General features: G+C 73.2%; 20 protein-coding genes. 10 read left to right on the forward strand and 10 right to left on the reverse strand.

The genetic code is table 11. The features are described 5' to 3' along the window. Positions 1-195 precede the first annotated feature (195 nt). Positions 196-693, reverse strand: coding sequence for a 2-oxo-4-hydroxy-4-carboxy-5-ureidoimidazoline decarboxylase (uraD, locus tag HAV39_RS24575; RefSeq protein ID WP_191841519.1), 498 nt, complete (start codon positions 691-693; stop codon positions 196-198). A gap of 105 nt (positions 694-798) precedes the next feature. On the opposite strand from uraD, the gene HAV39_RS24580 reads away from it, so the two are divergent. Next, on the forward strand, positions 799-2,352 hold the full coding sequence (locus tag HAV39_RS24580) for a PucR family transcriptional regulator (protein WP_191841520.1): 1,554 nt from the start codon (positions 799-801) through the stop codon (positions 2,350-2,352). A 144-nt stretch (positions 2,353-2,496) separates the two neighbouring features. Here the strand turns inward: HAV39_RS24580 and HAV39_RS24585 are convergent, their stop codons facing one another. After that, positions 2,497-3,483, reverse strand: a complete 987-nt coding sequence (locus HAV39_RS24585) for an LLM class flavin-dependent oxidoreductase (protein WP_191841521.1) — start codon at positions 3,481-3,483, stop codon at positions 2,497-2,499. A 174-nt stretch (positions 3,484-3,657) separates the two neighbouring features. Between HAV39_RS24585 and HAV39_RS24590 the strand changes: the two genes are divergently transcribed. After that, complete coding sequence (locus HAV39_RS24590) at positions 3,658-4,263, forward strand: TetR/AcrR family transcriptional regulator (RefSeq protein WP_191841522.1); 606 nt, start codon at positions 3,658-3,660, stop codon at positions 4,261-4,263. A gap of 7 nt (positions 4,264-4,270) precedes the next feature. On the opposite strand, the gene HAV39_RS24595 is transcribed toward HAV39_RS24590, so the two are convergent. From HAV39_RS24595 to HAV39_RS24610, 4 genes are all read right to left on the reverse strand, one after another. Beyond that, entirely contained in the window at positions 4,271-4,963 is a 693-nt protein-coding gene (locus HAV39_RS24595) for an MSMEG_4193 family putative phosphomutase (RefSeq protein WP_191841657.1), read from the reverse strand. 1 nt (position 4,964) lies between these two features. Beyond that, positions 4,965-5,795, reverse strand: a complete 831-nt coding sequence (locus HAV39_RS24600; RefSeq protein WP_191841656.1) for an undecaprenyl-diphosphate phosphatase — start codon at positions 5,793-5,795, stop codon at positions 4,965-4,967. Between the two features lie 6 nt (positions 5,796-5,801). Then, on the reverse strand, positions 5,802-6,854 hold the full coding sequence (locus HAV39_RS24605; protein ID WP_191841523.1) for an LLM class F420-dependent oxidoreductase: 1,053 nt from the start codon (positions 6,852-6,854) through the stop codon (positions 5,802-5,804). A gap of 85 nt (positions 6,855-6,939) precedes the next feature. Continuing rightward, positions 6,940-8,028, reverse strand: a complete 1,089-nt coding sequence (locus HAV39_RS24610; RefSeq protein WP_191841524.1) for an acyltransferase family protein — start codon at positions 8,026-8,028, stop codon at positions 6,940-6,942. Positions 8,029-8,196: 168 nt separating this feature from the next. Between HAV39_RS24610 and HAV39_RS24615 the strand changes: the two genes are divergently transcribed. Further along, entirely contained in the window at positions 8,197-9,165 is a 969-nt protein-coding gene (locus HAV39_RS24615) for an aldo/keto reductase (RefSeq protein ID WP_191841525.1), read from the forward strand. A gap of 221 nt (positions 9,166-9,386) precedes the next feature. Beyond that, a complete protein-coding gene (locus HAV39_RS24620; RefSeq protein ID WP_120315679.1) occupies positions 9,387-9,578 on the forward strand; it encodes a DUF5703 family protein in 192 nt (63 codons plus the stop codon). A 173-nt stretch (positions 9,579-9,751) separates the two neighbouring features. Here HAV39_RS24620 and HAV39_RS24625 read toward each other — a convergent pair whose 3' ends face one another. Continuing rightward, the gene (locus HAV39_RS24625; RefSeq protein ID WP_120315680.1) at positions 9,752-10,402 is read right to left on the reverse strand and encodes a hypothetical protein; all 651 of its coding nucleotides are present in this window, start codon (positions 10,400-10,402) and stop codon (positions 9,752-9,754) included. 59 nt (positions 10,403-10,461) lie between these two features. Next, positions 10,462-11,784: a M20/M25/M40 family metallo-hydrolase gene (locus tag HAV39_RS24630; protein ID WP_191841526.1), complete on the reverse strand. Its 1,323-nt coding sequence runs from the start codon at positions 11,782-11,784 to the stop codon at positions 10,462-10,464. Positions 11,785-11,895: 111 nt separating this feature from the next. On the opposite strand from HAV39_RS24630, the gene HAV39_RS24635 reads away from it, so the two are divergent. The 6 genes from HAV39_RS24635 to HAV39_RS24660 all read left to right on the forward strand — a co-directional run bounded on the left by HAV39_RS24635 (position 11,896) and on the right by HAV39_RS24660 (position 17,641). Beyond that, positions 11,896-12,561, forward strand: a complete 666-nt coding sequence (locus HAV39_RS24635) for a DUF3159 domain-containing protein (protein WP_191841527.1) — start codon at positions 11,896-11,898, stop codon at positions 12,559-12,561. Between the two features lie 9 nt (positions 12,562-12,570). After that, a complete protein-coding gene (locus HAV39_RS24640; protein ID WP_239120684.1) occupies positions 12,571-13,305 on the forward strand; it encodes a GNAT family N-acetyltransferase in 735 nt (244 codons plus the stop codon). Positions 13,306-13,557: 252 nt separating this feature from the next. Further along, positions 13,558-14,514 carry a phosphotransferase family protein gene (locus HAV39_RS24645; protein WP_239120683.1) on the forward strand — a complete coding sequence of 319 codons (957 nt, stop codon included), beginning with the start codon at positions 13,558-13,560 and terminating at the stop codon, positions 14,512-14,514. A gap of 51 nt (positions 14,515-14,565) precedes the next feature. Then, on the forward strand, positions 14,566-15,264 hold the full coding sequence (locus HAV39_RS24650; RefSeq protein ID WP_191841529.1) for a hypothetical protein: 699 nt from the start codon (positions 14,566-14,568) through the stop codon (positions 15,262-15,264). Between the two features lie 70 nt (positions 15,265-15,334). Further along, positions 15,335-16,510, forward strand: coding sequence for an MFS transporter (locus tag HAV39_RS24655; RefSeq protein WP_191841530.1), 1,176 nt, complete (start codon positions 15,335-15,337; stop codon positions 16,508-16,510). Between the two features lie 102 nt (positions 16,511-16,612). Next, the gene (locus HAV39_RS24660) at positions 16,613-17,641 is read left to right on the forward strand and encodes a DNA polymerase IV (RefSeq protein ID WP_191841531.1); all 1,029 of its coding nucleotides are present in this window, start codon (positions 16,613-16,615) and stop codon (positions 17,639-17,641) included. A 14-nt stretch (positions 17,642-17,655) separates the two neighbouring features. On the opposite strand, the gene HAV39_RS24665 is transcribed toward HAV39_RS24660, so the two are convergent. Both HAV39_RS24665 and HAV39_RS24670 read right to left on the reverse strand, forming a co-directional pair. Beyond that, positions 17,656-17,841 (reverse strand): hypothetical protein, encoded by a 186-nt coding sequence (locus tag HAV39_RS24665; RefSeq protein ID WP_191841672.1) that lies wholly within the window; start codon positions 17,839-17,841, stop codon positions 17,656-17,658. A gap of 29 nt (positions 17,842-17,870) precedes the next feature. Continuing rightward, positions 17,871-18,800 (reverse strand): nucleoside hydrolase, encoded by a 930-nt coding sequence (locus tag HAV39_RS24670; RefSeq protein WP_191841532.1) that lies wholly within the window; start codon positions 18,798-18,800, stop codon positions 17,871-17,873. Positions 18,801-18,877: the final 77 nt, after the last annotated feature.

Consider the following 18,877-nt stretch of genomic DNA (forward strand, 5'->3'; position numbering starts at 1 on the left):
CTCGCTACGCTCGTCGGCGGCATGAGACCTGCGACATGATTCGCTCGCTGCGCTCGTTCACGCCTTCTCCTCGCTACGCTCGTCGGCGGCATGAGACCTGCGACATGATTCGCTCGCTGCGCTCGTTCACGCCTTCTCCTCGCTACGCTCGTCGGCGGCATGAGACCTGCGACATGATTCGCTCGCTGCGCTCGTTCATGTCCCGAACAACCGATCGAGCCGCAACAAGGTGATCGCCGTGAGCTCGTCGCGTACCACCTCGCGCTCGGCGGCCTCGTCGTTGGCCAGCCGCTGCCGCGCCGCGGCGAGCATCTGTCCGGCCGATCTGCCACTGGCGAAGATCAGGAACACGTGGCCGAAGCGGTCCTCGTACGCCCTGTTGGCCTCGACCAGCGCGGCCGCGGTCTGCTCGTCGGCGGACGCGGCCCCGGACTGCTCGCGCCGCGACCAGGCCGCCTCGCGGCTCGTGCCCGCGGCCCGCTCGCCGATGCGCGGGTGGGCGTCCAGGGCCTGCCGCACGTCCGGCCAGGACAGTGCGGCGACCGCCCCGGCGGCGACCTCGCGCAGTTCGGCAAGGTCGGCGTAGGGCCGCGCGGCCGTCACCGCCCGCGCCCACGCACTCGACGCGTTGCAGGTCAGCAACTCGCGTTCGGCGTCGGGGGCGGGCAGAGCGTTGAACTCGGCCGGCGACATGGAATGAGTCAACTGCCCCGCCCTCTGGCGCTGAAGGGTGAGAAGGACCGAAACTGCAACAAAGCCTGGCTAGGCTCTTTGGAGGTTACGACAAAGGCGGTGCGCATGCGGCTACGTGACGTGCTGGAACAGCCGGGTGTCCGGCTGCCGGTGCTCGCCGGGGAGGGCGAGCTCGACCGTCCCGCCCACCTCGCCTACACGACCGACCTGCTCGACCCGGCGCGTTATCTGGCGGGCGGCGAGGTCGTGCTGACCGGGATGATGTGGCGGCGCGAGCCCGCCGACTCCGAGCTGTTCGTCGCCGCGCTGGCCGGGGCCGGGGTGGCCGCCCTCGGCGCGGGCGAGGCCCTGCTCGGCCCGGTCCCCGCCGACCTGGTGGAAGCCTGCCGGCGACACCGGCTGCCGCTGTTCGCGGTGCCCGCCGAGGTGTCGTTCCGCGAGGTGACCGAGCGGATCAACACGGTGCTCTGGGCCGAGCGCGAAGCCGGGGCGCTGGCCGCCCGCAGCCGCCGCCGGGGCCGGGTCGCCACCCTCGCCGCCGGAGCCGACCTGTCCGAGGTGTGGCCCGGCACGGGCGCCTGGGTGCTCACCAGCACCGGCCGCGTCATCGTCGGCGACCCCGACGGCACGCCGCACGACCTCGCCGTCGGGCGGCGGCTCGCCACGGCGTTCCTGCGGGCGGACACGCTGCCGACCCGCTGCCGGATCGGCGACCGCGAGTTCCATCTCGACGCGCCCGCCCCGGCCGCGACGCCGGGCACCCGCTTCATCGCGTGCGCCGACCCCGCGCTGCTCGAAGAACTCGTCGAACTGGCCGCCCTGGACGCGGCCCGTTCCGAACGCGCCCGCCGCATCGAACGCCGCCTGGCCGCCCAGCTCGCCGACGTCCTCACCACCGCCGCCGACCCGCCCGAACTAGCCGCCGCCCTCCACGCCTGCGGCCTACCCACCACCGGCCCCTACACCATCCTCGTCGCCTCCCTCCCCACCCCGCCGGTCTCCGGCTCCGGCAGTTTCGGGGAAACTGCACGAAACGGGTTGGCGGAACGTGCAGGTTCCCCGAAACTGCACGACGCGGACGGCGCTGCCGTCGCGGTGGTGGAGGAGATGGTGCCGGGGGCGGTTGTCGCGAGTGTGCGGGGCGAGGTTGTCGCGGTGGTGGCGGGGTCCGGTGGGGTCGGAGGGCTGCGGGAGGCGGCCCGGCATCTGACCGCGGCGGCCCGCGGGACGCGGTTCGTGGCCGGGCTGAGTGAGCCCGCGACGGACGTCGCCGCGCTGCCCGGGGCGTTGGCCCAGGCCCGGCACGCCCACCGGTACGCCCTCGAACGGCAGGACCGGGTGTCCGTCATCGGCAGCGACGAGCTGGCCTCGCATGATCTGCTGCTGGCGAGCGTGCCCCGAGCGACGCGGCAGGCGTTCGCCGACCGGCTGCTCGCGCCGCTGCGCGCCTACGACGCCGACCACCACGCCGACCTGGTCCGCACCCTGCAGACCTTCCTGGCCTGCGACGGCTCCTGGACCCGCTGCGCGAGCGCGATGCACCTGCACGTCAACACGCTGCGCTACCGCGTACGCCGCATCGCCGACCTCACCGGCCGCGACCTGGACCGCTTCACCGACCGCGTCGACCTCTACCTCGCTCTACGCCTCGACACCTGATCCCGCAGCCCGCGGACCGCGGACCGCCGCCATGATCGCTCGACTTGCCAGGCACCTGGGCGAATGGACGCTCAAGATACGCACGAGTGCCCGGCAAGTCGGACGATCATCGGCGGGCGACCGGGTGGGCAGGGCGGGATCTGGTCAGGCGTGGGCCGGGGACATCGCCTCGGCGAGCAGGGCGACCGAGCGCAGGCGGGCCTCGCCGGTGGCGTGGTGGGCGACGATCAGCTCGTCCGCGCCCGCGTGCCGGACGAACGCGTCGAGGTAGTCGCGCACCTCGGCGGGCGTGCCGAGCGCGGAGTACTGCAGCATCTGGTCGACGTGCGCGCCCGCGCCCTGCGCCAGGAGCTGGTCGGCCTGCTCGTCGGTGAAGGTCTGCCCGCGCCCGAACAGCCCCGTGGCGAACGCCCGCCGGGTGCCCTGGAACTGCTCCCGAGCGGCGGCGGCGGTGTCCGCGGCGACGACGTTGACCCCGACGATCACGTGCGGCCGGTCGAGCTGCTCGGAGGGCCGGAACTCCCGCCGGTACGCGGCCACCGCGGCCTCCAGGGCCTGCGGCGCGAAGTGCGAGGCGAACGCGTACGGCAGGCCGAGCGCGGCGGCCAGCGTCGCGCCGAACATGGACGAGCCCAGGATGTACAGCGGGACCTGGGAGCCCTTGCCCGGCACCGCGTCCACGCCGGGGATCCGCGACTTGCCGGCCAGGTAGGCCTGCAGTTCCAGCACGTCGTTCGGGAAGCCCTCGGCCGACTGGGCGTCGCGGCGCAGCGCGCGCATGGTGTTCTGGTCCGAGCCGGGAGCCCGGCCCAGGCCCAGGTCGATGCGCCCCGGATACATCGCGTCGAGCGTGCCGTACTGCTCGGCGATGGTCAGCGGCGTGTGGTTGGGCAGCATGACGCCGCCCGCGCCGAGCCGGATCTCGCGGGTGAACGTGCCGACGTGCGCGATCAGCACGGCCGGGGCCGAGGACGCGATCGTGGGCATGTTGTGGTGCTCGGCGTACCAGACGCGCCGGTAGCCGTGCTCCTCCGCGGTGCGGGCGAGGTCGACGCTGGCCGCGATGCTCTCGTGCGCGGTCTCGCCGGGGCCGATGCGGGCCAGGTCGAGGATGGAGAGCGGGATCGTCATACGGCTGTCCTTCTGGCTCGAACGGGCACCGGCGGGCCGGTCGGCCCGCGAGACCTGGCACGGTCTCACGGGCCGCGGCAGTGTCGCCGGTCCGGCGTGAAACGGAGCACTTGCTCCGCCTGCTTCCCGACCGTAGCACTGAACCGGAGCAGCCGCTCCGGTAGGGTGTTGTGCATGACGTCACCTCCGGCCGCCGCATCCTCGGCGACCACGCGCAGCGACGCCGCCCGCAACCGCGGCCGGCTGCTCGACGCCGCCGCCGGGCTGATCGCCGAGCGCGGCAGCGACGTCGACGTACGCGAGATCGCGCGCCGGGCCGAGGTCGGCATGGGCACCCTCTACCGCCACTTCCCCACCAAGGAAGCGCTGCTGGACGCGGCTCTCGAACACGTGTTCACGTCGTGGGCCGCGTCGGCGACGGCCTCGCTGACCGGCCGGGCCTGGCCCGACCTGAGCCGGTTCCTCGCCGACGCGCTGACCCGGCAGACGGCGTCCCCGGGACTGCTCGACGCCTACTGCCAGGCGCTGCCCGGCCAGGCCGGCAACACCGCCCGCCAGCACTGCCGCCAGCAGGTCGGCCCGCTGATCGCGGAGCTGGTGCGGGCCGCCCACGAGTCCGGTGAACTACGCCCCGACATCACCGCTGAGGACGTCTCCCTGCTGCTCGTCGCGCTCGGCCGGATCGCCCCGGTCGTGCCGGCACCCGCCTGGCGCCGCATCCTGCACGTCTCCCTCGACGGCCTGCGCGCGACCGCGGCCACGCCCCTGCCGGGCCCTTGACGGCCGGTCAGGCGCCGCCGCCGAGAACGGCGTCGCTCTCGGCGGTCTCCTCGGCGGGCGGACGGTGCTTGTGCAGCAGCGCGGAGACCGGGGTGCCGGTGTCGTTGACGCGGAGCACGAACGGGCGCTGCGGGGTGTAGCGGATCGCGGTCACCGACGACGGCTCGACCGAGATGCGCTGGAACAGGTCCAGGTGCATGCCCAGCGCGTCCGCCACGATCGCCTTGATCACGTCACCGTGGCTGCAGGCCAGCCACACCGCGTCGGGGCCGTGCGACTCGGTGATCCGGGCGTCCCAGGCGCGTACGGCGGTGACGGCACGGTTGGCCATGGCCGCCATCGCCTCTCCGCCCGGGAACACGACCGCCGCCGGATGGTGCTGCACGGTGGACCACAGCGGGTTGTCCGCGAGTTCCTTGAGCGAGCGCCCCGACCACTCGCCGTAGCCGCATTCGCGCAGCCCCTCCTCGGCCACCGGCACGACGCCGGGCAGGGCGAGTTCGAGGGTCTGCTTGCAGCGGACGAGCGGGCTGCTCACGACGACGGCCAGCGGCAGCCCGGCCAGCCGTCCCCGGGCCTGCTCGGCCTGAGCGACGCCCACCTCGTCCAGCGCGACGGGCAGGTCCCCGGCGAGGATGCCGTCGGCGTTGGCGGTGGTGCGTCCGTGCCGCAGCAGCAGTAGCGTGGCCACGATCGCCAGCCTAGGTGGCGGAGATGGTGTTCGTGGCGAGCAATGCGATGATCGCGCCGCCCAGGATCACGCGATACCACACGAAGGCCATCAGCGAGTGGTGTGCGACGAACTTGAGCAGCCAGGCGATCGAGGCGTACGCCACGAGGAAGCTGACGACCGTGCCGACGATCAGCGACGTGGCGGTCACGGTGGGGCTGCCCAGCGCCTCGGGCAGCTCGTAGATGCCGGCCGCGACGAGCGCGGGCACGCCGAGGAAGAACGACAGCCGGGTGGCGGTGACCCGGTCGATGTCGCGCAGCAGACCGGTGGTGATCGTGGCACCCGACCGGGACACGCCCGGGATCAGGGCCAGGCACTGCGCGAAGCCGATGACGATCGTGTCGGTGAGGCGCAGCTGCTTCTCACCGCGGACCTGGGTGGCGGCGTACTCGGCGAAGGCCATCACGCCGCTCCACACGATCAGCGACCCGGCCACGAACCACATGCTGCGCAGCGGGCCGGTGATGAGGTCTTTGGCCGCGAAGCCGACGATGCCGATCGGGATCGAGCCGGCGATGACGTACCAGGCGAACTTGTAGTCGAAGATCTGGCGCGCCTCGGCGGAGAACAGGCCCTTGAACCAGGCCCCGGCCAGGCGGGTGATGTCCTTGAAGAAGTACACCAGCACCGCCGCGATCGCTCCGATCTGGATCACGGCGGTGAAGGCGGTGACTGCGGGATCGTCGATCGGCAGGCCCATCAACTTCTCGGTGATGGTCAGGTGGCCCGTCGAGGAGATCGGGAGGAACTCGGTGATCCCCTCCACGATGCCCAGCACGATCGCCTGCCAGATCTCGATTTCCACTTAGTCTCCCAGTCCGCTCTCCGCGTACGCTTCGGCCACCGTACGCAAGGTCTCCTTGCCGGAGTCGGCGTCTGCCACGAACAGCGCCAGCGACAGCGTAGTCACGCCCGAATCGGCGAAGTCACGCAGGCGTCGTGCGATGCGGTCCTTGGGACCCAGCAATGACGTGCGGTCGATGAACTCCATCGGGACGGCCTCGGCGGCGTCGCGATGCCGCTTGGCGAGGTACAGCTCCTGGACCTGCGCGGCGGCCTCGCCGTAGCCCATGCGGACGGCGAGATCGTTGTAGAAGTTCTGCTGGCGGCTGCCCATGCCGCCGACGTAGAGCGCCGCGTAGGCGCGCACGAGTTCGGCGCACATCTCGACGTCGTCGCCCACGACGACGGGCACGCTGGGCACGACGTCGAACCCGTCCATGGTCTTGCCCGCCTTGGCCCGGCCCGCGGCGATCTGGCCCAGTTGCTCTTGCGCGAACTCGGGCGTGTAGAACACGGCGAGCCAGCCGTCCGCGATCTCGCCGGCCAGTTCGAGGTTCTTCGGGCCGACCGCGGCCAGGTAGACCGGAATCTCGGTGCGCTGCGGGTGGAAGTTCAGGCGCAGCGCCTTGCCGGGGCCGTCGGGCAGCGGCAGGGTGTGGAACTCGCCGTCGTAGGTGACCTGCTTGCGGGACAGGGCGAGCTTGACGATGTCGACGTACTCGCGCGTGCGGGCCAGGGGCTTGGCGAAGCGCACGCCGTGCCAGCCCTCGGAGACCTGCGGGCCGGACACGCCCAGGCCGAGGCGGAAACGGCCGCCGGACAGCGTGTCGAGGGTGGCGGCGGTCATCGCGGTGGCGGCCGGGGTGCGGCCGGGGATCTGCATGACGGCGCTGCCGATGTCGATGCGCTCGGTCTGCGCGGCGATCCAGGCGAGCAGGGTCGGCGAGTCCGAGCCGTACGACTCGGCCGCCCAGACCACCGAGAAGCCGAGCCGGTCGGCCTCCTGGGCCAGCGCCAGCAGGCTTTCAGGTGTGGACCACGGCGTCAGGTAGCCGATGTTGAGACCGAGTCGCATGGTGACCTCCGTTGGCCGGGCCGCGTCGGCGGCGGTGGGCCAAGGTTACCGAGTAGTAAGAATCTTGGGAAGGACGACCCCGGTCTCAGGCCGCGGTGGCGCGCGACGGCGTCTGGGCACCTTCCGCGGTAGGACGGCGCGGCGCGGGAACGGTCGGCACCAGCGCCGGCGGCCGCTTCGCGGCGAGGTCCTCGACCCAGCCGAAGCACAGCACCGCGCAGGCCGTCAGCACCGCCGCGACCGCCACCGTGAGCGCGGGCGGCCCGGCCAGCCCGCCGAGCAGCCAGGTGCCGAGCGCCACCATCGGCAGCTGCCAGACGTAGACGGTCACCGCCCGCGCGTTGAGCAGCGCGACCGCCCGGCGCAGTGGTGCCGCCGCGGCGAGCCAGGCCAGCCGCGGGCGGGCCCGCAGCGCCACCAGCACCACCGCGGTGCCCCACAGCACCAGCGCCAGCTGATCCTGCAGCCCTTCCGGATCGGCGGCGGCGCGCAGCAGCGCGGCCAGGCCCAGCGCCCCCGCCACGGCCAGGCAGGCGGGCCAGGCCAGCCGGTCCAGCAGGCCGGACTCGCGGGCGTAGCCGAGCACCCAGGCCGTGCCGTACGCGGCGGTGCTCCAGATCACGTCGGTGACCCGGGAACCCGGCAGCGTGAGCACGGTCGACAGGAGCACGGCCGCCCCGAGCGGGGTCAGCAGCGTGGCCACCGGCGCGCGCTGGAACAGCCACCACAGCAGCGGCGAGAGCAGCACGAACCACAGGTAGACGCGCAGGTACCACAGCGTGATGACGAAGGCCGCGCCCCACTCGCTGCCCGGCGGGTTCACCAGCGGGAACACCCACGGGATGAGGTCGCTCCAGGTGAACGGGTGCCAGCCGTGCAGCAGCATCAGCGGCACGGCGATCGCGCCCAGCATCCACAGCGGCGGCAGCAGGCGGCGCAGCCGCGAGCGCACGGTGCGCCCCGGACCGCCCCGCCGCAGCGACACCGCGGTCAGGTAGCCGGCGAGGCCGAACATGACCCACATCGCGGGCAGCAGCGCGGTCAGCGCACCCAACGGCACCGTGTGCTGCAGGAACACCCGGACTATCGCGGCGGCGCGCAGGACGTCGACGTAGGGACTGCGGGGGCGGACGGTGGCCGGCTCAGCCGGACCGCCGCCGGCCGTGATGGTCATGATGGTTCGGCGCTCCTGGGGGCTGGGGGTCGACCGTACACCTCGACCAAAGCCCACTTCCCTCAAAGCCGGCTCGGTAAACCGCTCCGGCGCCTGCTTCTCGCCCGCGCGTGGCGCGCGCCACCCACCGATCGCCGCCGCGGTGTCAAGCCGAATACAGTTCACCCCATGCAGCAACGACCGCTCGGCCGTAGCGGGCTGGTGGTCTCCCGCCTCGCCCTGGGCACCATGACCTGGGGTCTGGACACCGATCCGGATGACGCGGGCGCGCAGCTCAAGGCTTATGTGGACGCCGGCGGCACGCTGCTCGACACCGCCGACGTGTACGCCGACGGCGAGGCAGAAGCGGTGCTGGGCACGCTGCTGGACGCCATGGTGTCGCGCGACGACGTGCTGATCGTAGCCAAGGCGGGGCTGCGGGCGCGAGCCGGCCGCCGCCACGACGGCTCCCGCGGGCACCTGCTGCGCACGCTCGACACCACCCTGCGCCGCCTCGGCGTGTCCTATGTGGACCTGTGGCAGGTGCACGGACAGGACCCGGACACCCCGTGGGAGGAGACGCTGGCCGCGCTCGACCACGCGGTCAGCTCGGGCAAGGCGCGCTACGCCGGTGTGTCGAACTTCTCAGGCTGGCAGACCGCCCGCGCCGCGACCTGGCAGCGGGCCTGGCCGGGCCGGGCCCCGATCACGGCCACCCAGATGGAGTACTCGCTGCTCCAGCGCGGCATCGAGCGGGAGGTGCTGCCCGCGTGCGCGGCGCTGGGCCTGGGCGTGCTGCCGTGGTCGCCGCTGGGCCGCGGCGTGCTCACCGGCAAGTACCGCCACGGCCGCCCGGCCGACTCGCGGGCGGCCTCGCCGCACTTCGAGCGCTCGGTGCTGCCCTACCTGCAGCCGCGCTGCTCGGCGATCGTGGAGGCGGTGGCGACCGCCGCCGACGGCCTGGGCGTGTCCGCGGCCGAGGTCGCGCTGGCCTGGGTGCGCGACCGCCCCGGTGTCACCGCGCCGATCCTCGGCGCCCGCAACGTCGGCCAGCTGGTGGCCGCGCTGCAGGTCGAGGAGATCGAACTCCCCCTGGAGATCTCCCGCGCCCTCGACGACGTCTCCGCGATCACCGTCGGCTACCCCGAACTCGACTAGCCCGGCCGACCCGTCCTGCCGAGATCGCTCGATTGCCTGGCAGACGTGCGTATCTTGACCCGCCTTTCGCCTGGCTGCCTGGCAAGTCGAGCGATCAAGCGCGTGGCCGGGGTCATGGAACGGGATGATCTGCCGCAATCAGCACTCGAACGGGCTTAATACCGCCAGATGGGATCCCCACCCTGCTTGCCTGACCTGGGACGTAGGTGCACCATCGCTCTATGGACTACGAATACGCACCGCTGCGGTTACCTCCGGATGTCGATCGGTTGACCGCCGCGGTGCGGCTCGCGATCCAGGCTGAGTACGGCGGCTGGGAGCTGGCCCGCGTGCAGCTGATGAAGGACGGCACTCGCAAGGTGCTCCTCCGTCGGCCGCTGCGGGCCTTCCCCCTGCCCGGCCTCTCCGTCTGACGCCGCGGACCAGGCACGCCCGCCCGGTCTGCGGCGGGGCGGAGCCGGCGTGCGATTCGAGCGCACCGCCGGCCACCGGAACGCGCGTCCCTGCGCCCCCGGCCTGACGCCGGCGAAACGCAGGCGGCGCGCACCCTGTCCGGGTACGCGCCGCAGCCGTTGGATCGCCGACGTCAGTCCTGGTCCTCCATGATGTCGCCGTTGAGGTGCTCGTCCAGGCGGGCCACCAGCTTGTCGGAGGCGCCCAGGGTGAACGGGCCGTTGGCGTCGGTCTCCTCGAAGTCGTCGGGCTCCAGGGACTTGTCCACCTCGGCGACCGTGACGATGCCGTCCAGCGGCTCCAGCTCCGGGATGTCCAGCGCGGCGAGCGAGCCGTCGGAGCTCTGCAGCAGCTCCAGCACCGCGTCGGCGACCGAGGCCACCGGCTCGGAGTCGGCGTCGCTGAGACCGGCCTCACGGCGGGCCAGCTCGGCGGCGCTGATCAGCGCGGACACGCTCGGGATCAGGTAGTCGCGGCGCTGCCGGACCGAGATCACCTTCGGGTGCGGGTCGGTCGGGGCCTGCTCGGCGGCGACGAGGTCGGCCATGAACCGGTCGGCCTTCTCCAGGTCGATCGGCTCCACCTCCCAGGGCAGCGGCTCGCCGTACGTCTCCGAGAGGGCGTCGTCATAGGTGACGGCGGCGTTGTTGAACGCCACGTAGGCACGCCAGACGTCATCGCTGTCGACCTCACCCTTGGCGTCGCGTACAGCGGCCAGGTGCGCCCGGGCGGCGGTGATCATCTCTTCCAGCGCGGCCTCGACGGCGGCGTGGTTGTCGCTCATTACTCGGTTACTCCTTCATACGACGAGACAGGCCGGTTCCCGGCCGCGCACGACCGGGCCTAACTCTGCCGCAGGAACCTGTCCAGTACCCGCACGCCGAACTGTAGTCCCTCCACCGGCACGCGCTCGTCGATGCCATGGAACAACGCGGAGAAGTTCAGGTCGGGCGGCAGGCGCAGCGGGGCGAAACCGAAGCAGCGGATACCGAGCCGGGCGAACGACTTGGCGTCGGTGCCACCCGAAAGCATGTATGGGACGGCGTGTGCGCCCGGGTCCTCGGCCTTGAGCGCCAGCGCCATCGCATCCACCAGCGCCCCGTCGAACCCGGTCTCCAGCGCGGGCTGGCGGTGTATCGACTCTATCTCCAGATCCGGGCCGAGCACCTCCACCAGCTGCTCGCGGAACAGCTCGAACTGCCCCGGCAGGGTCCGGCAGTCGATCGTGGCGCTTGCCCGGCCCGGGATGACGTTGTCCTTGTATCCGGCGTTCAGGCGGGTCGGGTTGGCGGTGTTGCGGATCGTCGCGCCGATCATGGTGGCGATCGGGCCGAGCTTGGCGATGGCCGCCTCGGGGTCCTCCGGGTCGATCTCGATCTGCAGCGCCTCGCCGACCTCCTCCAGGAAGGCCCGCACGGTCGGGGTCACCACGACCGGGAAGCGGTGGCGGCCGACCCGGGCGACGGCCTCGGACAGCGCCGTCACGGCGTTGTCGTCGTGCACGAAGGAGCCGTGGCCCGGGCGGCCGGTGGCGTGCACGCGCAGCCAGTCGATGCCCTTCTCGGCCGTCTGGATCATGTAAAGGCGCAGGTCGTTGCTGACCGTGTAGGAGAAGCCGCCGACCTCGCCGATCGCCTCGGTGCAGCCCTCGAACAGGTCCCGGTGCTCGTCGACGAGGAACGCCGCGCCGTAGTCGCTGCCGGCCTCCTCGTCGGCGGTGTAGGCGAGCACGATGTCGCGCGGCGGCACGTAGCCGGTGCGCTGCCAGTCACGCACCACGGCCAGCGACATGGCGTCGAAGTCCTTCATGTCGACCGCGCCGCGGCCCCAGATACTGGGCCCACTGGAACCATCGTCCTTGATCTCCCCGGAGAACGGGTGCACCGACCACTCGCTCGCGTCGGCCGGCACCACGTCCAGGTGCCCGTGCACCAGCAGCGCCCCGCGCGAGGAGTCCGCGCCCGGGATGCGGGTGACCACGCTGGCCCGGCCCGGCCGGCTCTCCAGCAGCTGCGGGTCGAGGCCGACCTCGCTGAGCTTGGTCGCGACGTACTCGGCGGCGCCCCGCTCCCCGGCGCTGGTGGCCAGATCACCCGTGTTGGTGGTGTCGATGCGGATCAGGTCGCGGCAGAGGTCGATAACCTCGTCAGTGGCGGGCGTACGCATAAGGATCTTCCTACCAGGTCGGGGCGGAATGTCCCAGCGCAGGACGCGGCCGCTTCCCGCCCGATACAGAACAGGCTAGGCTCACCTAACCCGACGACCGCTGGAGCACACGTGACCGCCACCCGGCCCGACCCCGCCGGTGAGAGCTTCGCCGAACTGCTCGGCGGACGCCGCGCCGCGCTGGACGCCACGCTCGGCCCGCTGGCCTTCGGCATCGCCTTCGTGGCCGGCGACCGCTCGATCGAGTGGGGGGTGGGCGCGGCGATCGCGGTCACCGTGGCCATCGGGGTGTGGCGAGTGCTGCGCGGCGACAAGCTCAGCGCGGTGCTGGTCGGCCTGCTCGGCGTCGTCGTCGCCGCGCTGATCGCGCTGCGCACCAACCGCCCGGAGGACTTCTTCTTCATCCGCATCGCCACCAACGCCGCCAGCGCGCTGGCCTGGGCGGTCAGCATCATGCTGCGGTGGCCGCTGCTCGGCGTGGTCGTCGGCGCCGTGCTCGGCCAGCGCGGCTCCTGGCGGCGCGACCCGGCGCTGCTGCATGCGTACAGCCGGGCGAGCTGGGTGTGGGTGATGCAGTACGTCGTGCGGCTCGCGGTGTGGCTGCCACTGTTCTGGGCGGGCCAGACCGAGGCACTGGTGGTCAGCACGATCGCATTGACCTGGCCGGTGGTCGCGGCATGCCTGGCCGTCAGCTGGTACGTGATGCGCCGGTCGCTGCCCAAGAGCCACCCCGGCCTGCGCCACCCCGTGCTCGACACCGCGCCCGCCGGCGTCTAGCCTCGCCCGGTGAATTTCACCGCGGAGCCCATGCACGCCCGTCCCCGCCCGCAGGAGCAGCTCGAACGGCTGTTCGCGGGCGGCTGGCCGGAGTTCATCTTCCACGACCAGGAGACCAAGCTGCACATCGGACGCGTCCGCGAGCTGTTCGCCGACCTGGAGCTGGTGCTGCTGGACGGTGACGAGCCGGTGGCCGCGGGCTGGGCCGTGCCGCTGTGCTGGAACGGCGAGGTCGACGACCTGCCCGCCGGGTACAACGACAGCCTCGCCCGCGCCCTGGCGGCGTACGACGCCGGGCGGACGCCGGACACGCATGCCGTGCTCGCCGCCCAGGTGCACCCCGACCGGCAGGGCACCGGGCTGGCGGCGAAGCTGCTCACCGCGCTGTGCGAGGACGCCGCGCGGCTCGGCCGCACCCGAGTGATCTGCCCGGTCCGTCCCACGCACAAGTCCCGCTACCCGCTCGCCCCGATCGAGCGCTACCAGACGTGGACCCGGCCGGACGGGCTGCCGCAGGACCCGTGGCTGCGCACGCACGTCCGGATGGGCGCGCGGGTGCTCGCCGCCGCGCCGCGCTCGCAGGTCATCGCCGGTTCGGTCGCCGAGTGGGAGAGCTGGACCGGCATGCCCCTGCCCGACTCGGGCGACTACGTCATCCCCGACGGGCTGAGCACCCTGCGCGTCGACCGCGCGGCGGGCTCCGCCGTCTACACCGAACCCAACGTCTGGGTCCGCCACCGCTGATGCGATTACCTTCTGCCATCGACCCATAACACAACGTTCATATAACATCCACGCGGATGCATGCGCGATCTCGCATATTGCGTGCTTCACTGGACTTTGTGGACGTCGAGCCGACTGCGCCGGCTGCCCCTCCGCCGTCGGCAGTCACTCCGGACGGCGCACCCGGCTCGGCACGCGTGTTGCGCAACGCGCTGGTCGGCTCGACGTTCCACGGCACACCCCGATGCTCGGCCCCGTGGCACAATCTCGCGGGTGCGCAGCCCCACGCAGCCCGAACTAACCCCTGACGACGTCATCGCCAAGGTGCGGGCGGCCTTCGGGCCCGACCTGACCGTCGCGGGTTGCGCGGAGCTGTCCGGCGGCGGGTTCGCGGCGGTGTGGCGGGTACGCCTGTCCGACGGTCGCGAGGTCGTGCTCAAGGTCGGCCCGTCCCCCGAGGTCCCGCTGCTCACCTACGAGCAAGGCATGATCGCCTGCGAGGCGGCGTACTTCCGGCTGGTCGCCGGCCAGGTGCCCGACGTGCCCACCCCGCGCGTGCTGCACCACGGCGACGGCTGGCTGTTCACCACGCTCCTGCCCGGTGTGCCGCTCAGCGCCGACCGCGACGGCGACCACGACGCGGTACGCGCACAGCTCGGCGCGGCCGTGGCCCGCGTGCACACGGTCACCGGCGACCACTTCGGTTACCCCGGCCCGCGGCCGCAGGCGGCCACCTGGCACACGGCGTTCACCGCGATGGTCGAGGCGATGCTCGCCGACGCGGCCGCCTGGCAGGTGGCCCTGCCCGCGCCCGCCGACGTGATCCGCCGCGTGGTCGCGGACAGTCCCGAGCTGGCCGAGGTCGAGCGGCCCGCCCTGGTCCACTTCGACCTGTGGGACGGCAACGTGCTCGCCGCGGACGGCCGGCTCACCGGCCTGGTCGACGGCGAGCGCTACCTGTACGGCGACCCGCTCGTCGACTTCGTGTCGCCGCTGCTGCTGCGCCGGGTCGAGGACGAGCCGGCCCATCCGTTCGTGCGCGGCTACGCCGCCGCGACCGGCGCGCCGGTGGTCTTCGACGCCGCGGCCCGGCGCCGGCTCGCGCTGTACCGCCTCTACCTCTACCTGCTCATGACGGTGGAGGTGCCCAGCCGCGGCATCACCGACCGGTGGCGGCAGACCGGCCTGGCGCGACTGCTGACCGAAGAGGTGGAGCTGCTCGGCCGCTGACGTGTCAACACGGCGTTGACACCACCCTGGTCAACCCGCGACCATGGCGCCGTGACCCCCTCCTCCACCGACGACCTCGGCCCGCACCGTTCCGGCTCGCCTCCGTCCGTCGGCGACCTGGACCGGCTCCGTCGCGGCAGGCCGGCTCCGAGCGGAGACCCGCATCGCCGTCACGCCGGCACGGTCGGCCTGGACCAGCACCGGCGCGTGCTGGCGGCCGTGCGCGGCGACGCGCAGGAGATCGTCGGCGCGCTGGCGGAGCTGCGCGACCTGCGCGCCGCGATCGACGACGCGGAGCGCGACCTGCTGGCCGCCGCCCGCCGCAAAGGCGTGAGCTGGGGGCGGGTCGCGGCGGCGCTCGGCCTGCGTTCCCGCCAGGCCGCCGAGCAGCGTGCGGCCCGGCTCGCCGAGCAGGCCGCCGCCACGGACCATCACGATTGTCAACACTGCGTTGACACCGAGCCGGTCGCCGCACTGCGCGCCGCGGCCCGTTCCGCGGCGGAGCAGATGGCCGCAGACCCGTCCTGGGACGGCACGCGACCGCGCGCCGCGCTGGCTCGGACGGGTCTCACCGAGGCCGCCGACGCCCCGGCCGGGGCCCTGTATTCGCTGGTCGAGCACGCTGTGGAGGATCTGGCCACGGTCGACCTGGACGGTCGTCCGGTGCTGCTGCGGGTGGCCGTGACCGAGCTGCGCCGGGCCTACCGCGAGGCCACGCCGGGTGCCGCAGCCGGGAACCGCGCCCGCTGACGTCCACATTGACAGCCCATCGCGGGCCGCCCATGATGAGCCGCTCAGACTCAACTATGGGGAGGAACTCATGGGCGGCGGACCGACGGCGGTGCTCGGCGACCGGAACGCCAGGCTTTTTCTCGGGGTCACCCTCGCTTCGGGATTCGGCAGCACGGCCATGTCGCTGGCCGCGTCGGTGTGGGTGCTCACGCTGACCGGATCGGCGGGCCTCGCCGCGCTGTGCGGCCTGTGCGTCTACCTGCCGTCCCTGGCCGGTCCGGTGCTGGGCGCCCTGGTCGACCGGCTGCCCCGGCAGCGGCTGCTGGTGACGACCAGCATCGCCATGGCCGCCCTCCTGCTGACCCTGCTCGCCGTACGCGGACCCGCCCAGACCTGGCTGATCTTCGCCGTGATGCTCGGGTACGGCGTCAGCTTCGTGCTGCTCGACGCGGGCGAGGCCGTGATCCTCCAGGCGGCCGTGCCCGCCGACCGGCTCGGCGGGGTGAACAGCCTGCGGATGAGCGTGCAGGAGGGCCTGAAACTGGTCGCACCGCTGGCCGGCGCGGCGCTGTTCACGCTGCACGGCGGCCCGTCGGTGGCCGTGCTCGCCGCGCTGACGCTGGGCCTGGCCGCCGCCTGCTACGCCGCCATCCGGCCCGGCACGCTGCCCGCGACCAGGCCCGGCACGGGCTCGCTGCTGCGGCACACCCGCGAGGGCATGGGCTTCCTGTGGCGGCATCCGGAACTGCGGGCGCTGGTGGCGACCGGTTCGGCGGCGGTGGCGATGTCGGGGCTGTCCAACGCGGCGGCCTACCTGGTCATCCTCGACGACCTGGGGCGGGCGCCCGAGTTCGCCGGAGTGCTGGCCGCCGCGCAGGGCGCCGGGTCGGTCGCGGGCGGGCTGCTGTGCGGGCGGCTGCTGGACCGCCGCGGCGAGCCCGCCGCGGCCTGGTGGGGCGCCGCACTGTCCGCCCTGGGCCTGGTGCTGCAGTGCGTGCCGTCGACACCGGTCGTCGCCCTGGGCCGGGTGCTGCTCGGGGTGGGTCTGCCGTGGACGGTCGTCGCCGCGATGACGGCCGTGCAGCGGCACACGCCCGCGGAGCTGATCGGCCGGGTCGCCGCCACGGCCGGCACCGCCGTGTTCGCGCCGACGGCGCTGACCATCGCCGTCGGCGCGGGCGCGGTCGAACTGCTCGACCACCGCGCCGTGCTCGACATCGCCGCGGCCGTCACCTTCCTCGCCGCGACGACGCTGCGTCGTTGACGCCGGGCCAGGTTGGCGGCCAGGATCGTGCCGAGGGTCCTGCCTGCACCGAAATCAGCCGGTTCGCCGCGCTCGGCACCCCGGCCGGGCGACGATGGGGCGGTGAGCGGCTGGGTGCTGCACGTGGACCTGGACCAGTTCGTGGCCGCGGTCGAGGTGCTGCGCCGGCCGGAGCTGCGCGGGCGGCCGGTGGTCGTGGGGGGCGACGGCGACCCGACCAAGCGCGGCGTGGTCAGCACCGCCTCGTACGAGGCCCGGGAGTTCGGCGTGCACTCGGGGCAGCCGTTGCGCGTCGCCGCCCGCAAGTGCCCGGACGCGGTGTTCCTGCCCGTCGACTCCGCCGCGTACGAGCAGGCGTCGGCGCTGGTCATGGCGGCGTTGCGGGACAACGGGGCGGTGGTGGAGGTGCTCGGCTGGGACGAGGCGTTCCTCGCCCTGGACACCGGCGACCCGGAGGCCGCCGCCCGCGACGTCCAGCGGCGGGTCCGGGACGCGACCGGCCTCGACTGCACCGTCGGCATCGGCGACAACCGGCTACGCGCCAAGCTCGCCACCGGGTTCGGCAAGCCCGCCGGGGTGTTCCGGCTGACCCGGGCGAACTGGGGCGAGGTGATGGACGCCCGGCCCACCGACGCGCTGTGGGGCGTCGGCGCGAAGACCGCGAAACGGCTGGCCGCGCGGGGCCTGCACACCGTCGCCGAGCTGGCCGCCGCCGACCCGCAGGAACTGGCCGCCGGGCTCGGCCCGGCCACCGGCCCGTGGCTGGTGCGGCTCGCGCACGGCGAGGACGACACGCCGGTCACGGGAGCGCCGTACGTCGCGCGGTCGCTGAGCAAGGAGACGACGTTCCAGGCCGACCTCGACGACTGGGCCGAGGTGCGCCAGGAGGTGCTGGTGCTGGCCGCACGGGTCGCCGACGCGGTGGCGGCGCAGGAACGCCGGGTGGGGCGGGTGGTGGTGAAGGTGCGCTACGCCCCGTTCATCACCCGCACCCACGGCCACACTCTGGACGCGCCCACCACGGATCCGGCGGCCGTCGAACGGGCCGCCCTGGCCGCCCTCGCCGCCTTCCCCACCGACCGCCCGGTCCGCCTCCTCGGCGTGCGTGCCGAGTTCGCGACGGAGACCTGACGCGGCAGCGGGTGCTACTCCGCGGCCTCCTGCGAGGTGCGGCGTTCCGTGTAGAGGTCGGGGCCGTGCGCCGCGCGCAGGGTGCGGATGTCCGACTCGGCCAGGATCGCCTCCGCCTGGGCCTGGGGATCGTCGCTGCCGACGGCCAGCTCCTCGGGCAGCAGCTTCTCGGCTCGTGAGGTGGTGCGGTCCTCGTCCATGACTGACGGCTACCTCGCCGGAGCCGTCCCTAAACCCGCCGGTCGAGGCTGGTCACCCGATCGAGCAGGGCGTCGACCACGGCGCGGTGGTCGGCGTCGACGACCACGTCGACGGTCGGTCCGGTGCCGGGGTGCAGGTCGATCACCGTGTTGCCGCGGCTGGGGCCGTCGCCCGCGTCGACCTGAATCCGGGCGGGCCGCGTGGTCATCAGCTCCGGGTGCAGCAGGGCCAGCACCGCGACCGCGTCGTGCACGGGGGTGACCGCGCCGAGGCCGTGGCGGTAGCCGCCCAGCGCCCGCGCGGTCAGCCCGCCGATCCGGCCGGACCCGGCGAGCGCGGCGAGATCGGCGTCGCCGAGGCCGGTGCGGCGGGTGACGTCGAGCGGCACCAGGGTGGTCGGCACGGGCACGCCCGGGTCGGTCAGCACCCGGTGCGCGGCCTCCGGGTCGAACCACACGTTGAACTCCGCCGCCGGGGTCATGTTGCCCTCGCCGATCGACCCGCCCATCACCACGAGCCGTTCGAGCCTGGCCGCGACCTGCGGATACATCGCGTAGAACAGGGCCACGTCGGTGAGCGGCCCGACCGCGAACAGGGTGACCGGCTCGGCGGAGGCGGCCACCGTCGCGGCGAGGAACTCGGCCGCGGGCCGGGGGTCGGGCGCGCCGGGCGCCTCGGGCAGGGTGATGCCGCCGAGCCCGTCGTCGCCGTGGGCGCCCTTCTTCTCGGTGACGGGTACGCGTACCAGCGAGCGGGCCGCGCCCGCGGCGACCGGGACGTCGCCGCGCCCGGCCAGGGCGAGCACGGATCTGGCGTTGCGGGTGGTCAGCTCGATGCCGACGTTGCCGCCGACGGTGGTGACGCCGCGCAGGTCGAGTTCGGGGCTGGCGCAGATGGTGAGCAGCGCCATCATGTCGTCGATACCCGGATCACAGTCGATCATCACAGCGCGCGCCATGCCGCCATCCTCCCCCATCGGGTGATCGGTCGCCGTCCTGTCGCGCTCGCGACCCCCGGTATGCCGATTCGGACGGT

The organism is Catellatospora chokoriensis, from assembly GCF_011297315.1.
GTDB classification, from domain to species: Bacteria; Actinomycetota; Actinomycetes; order Mycobacteriales; family Micromonosporaceae; genus Catellatospora; species Catellatospora citrea.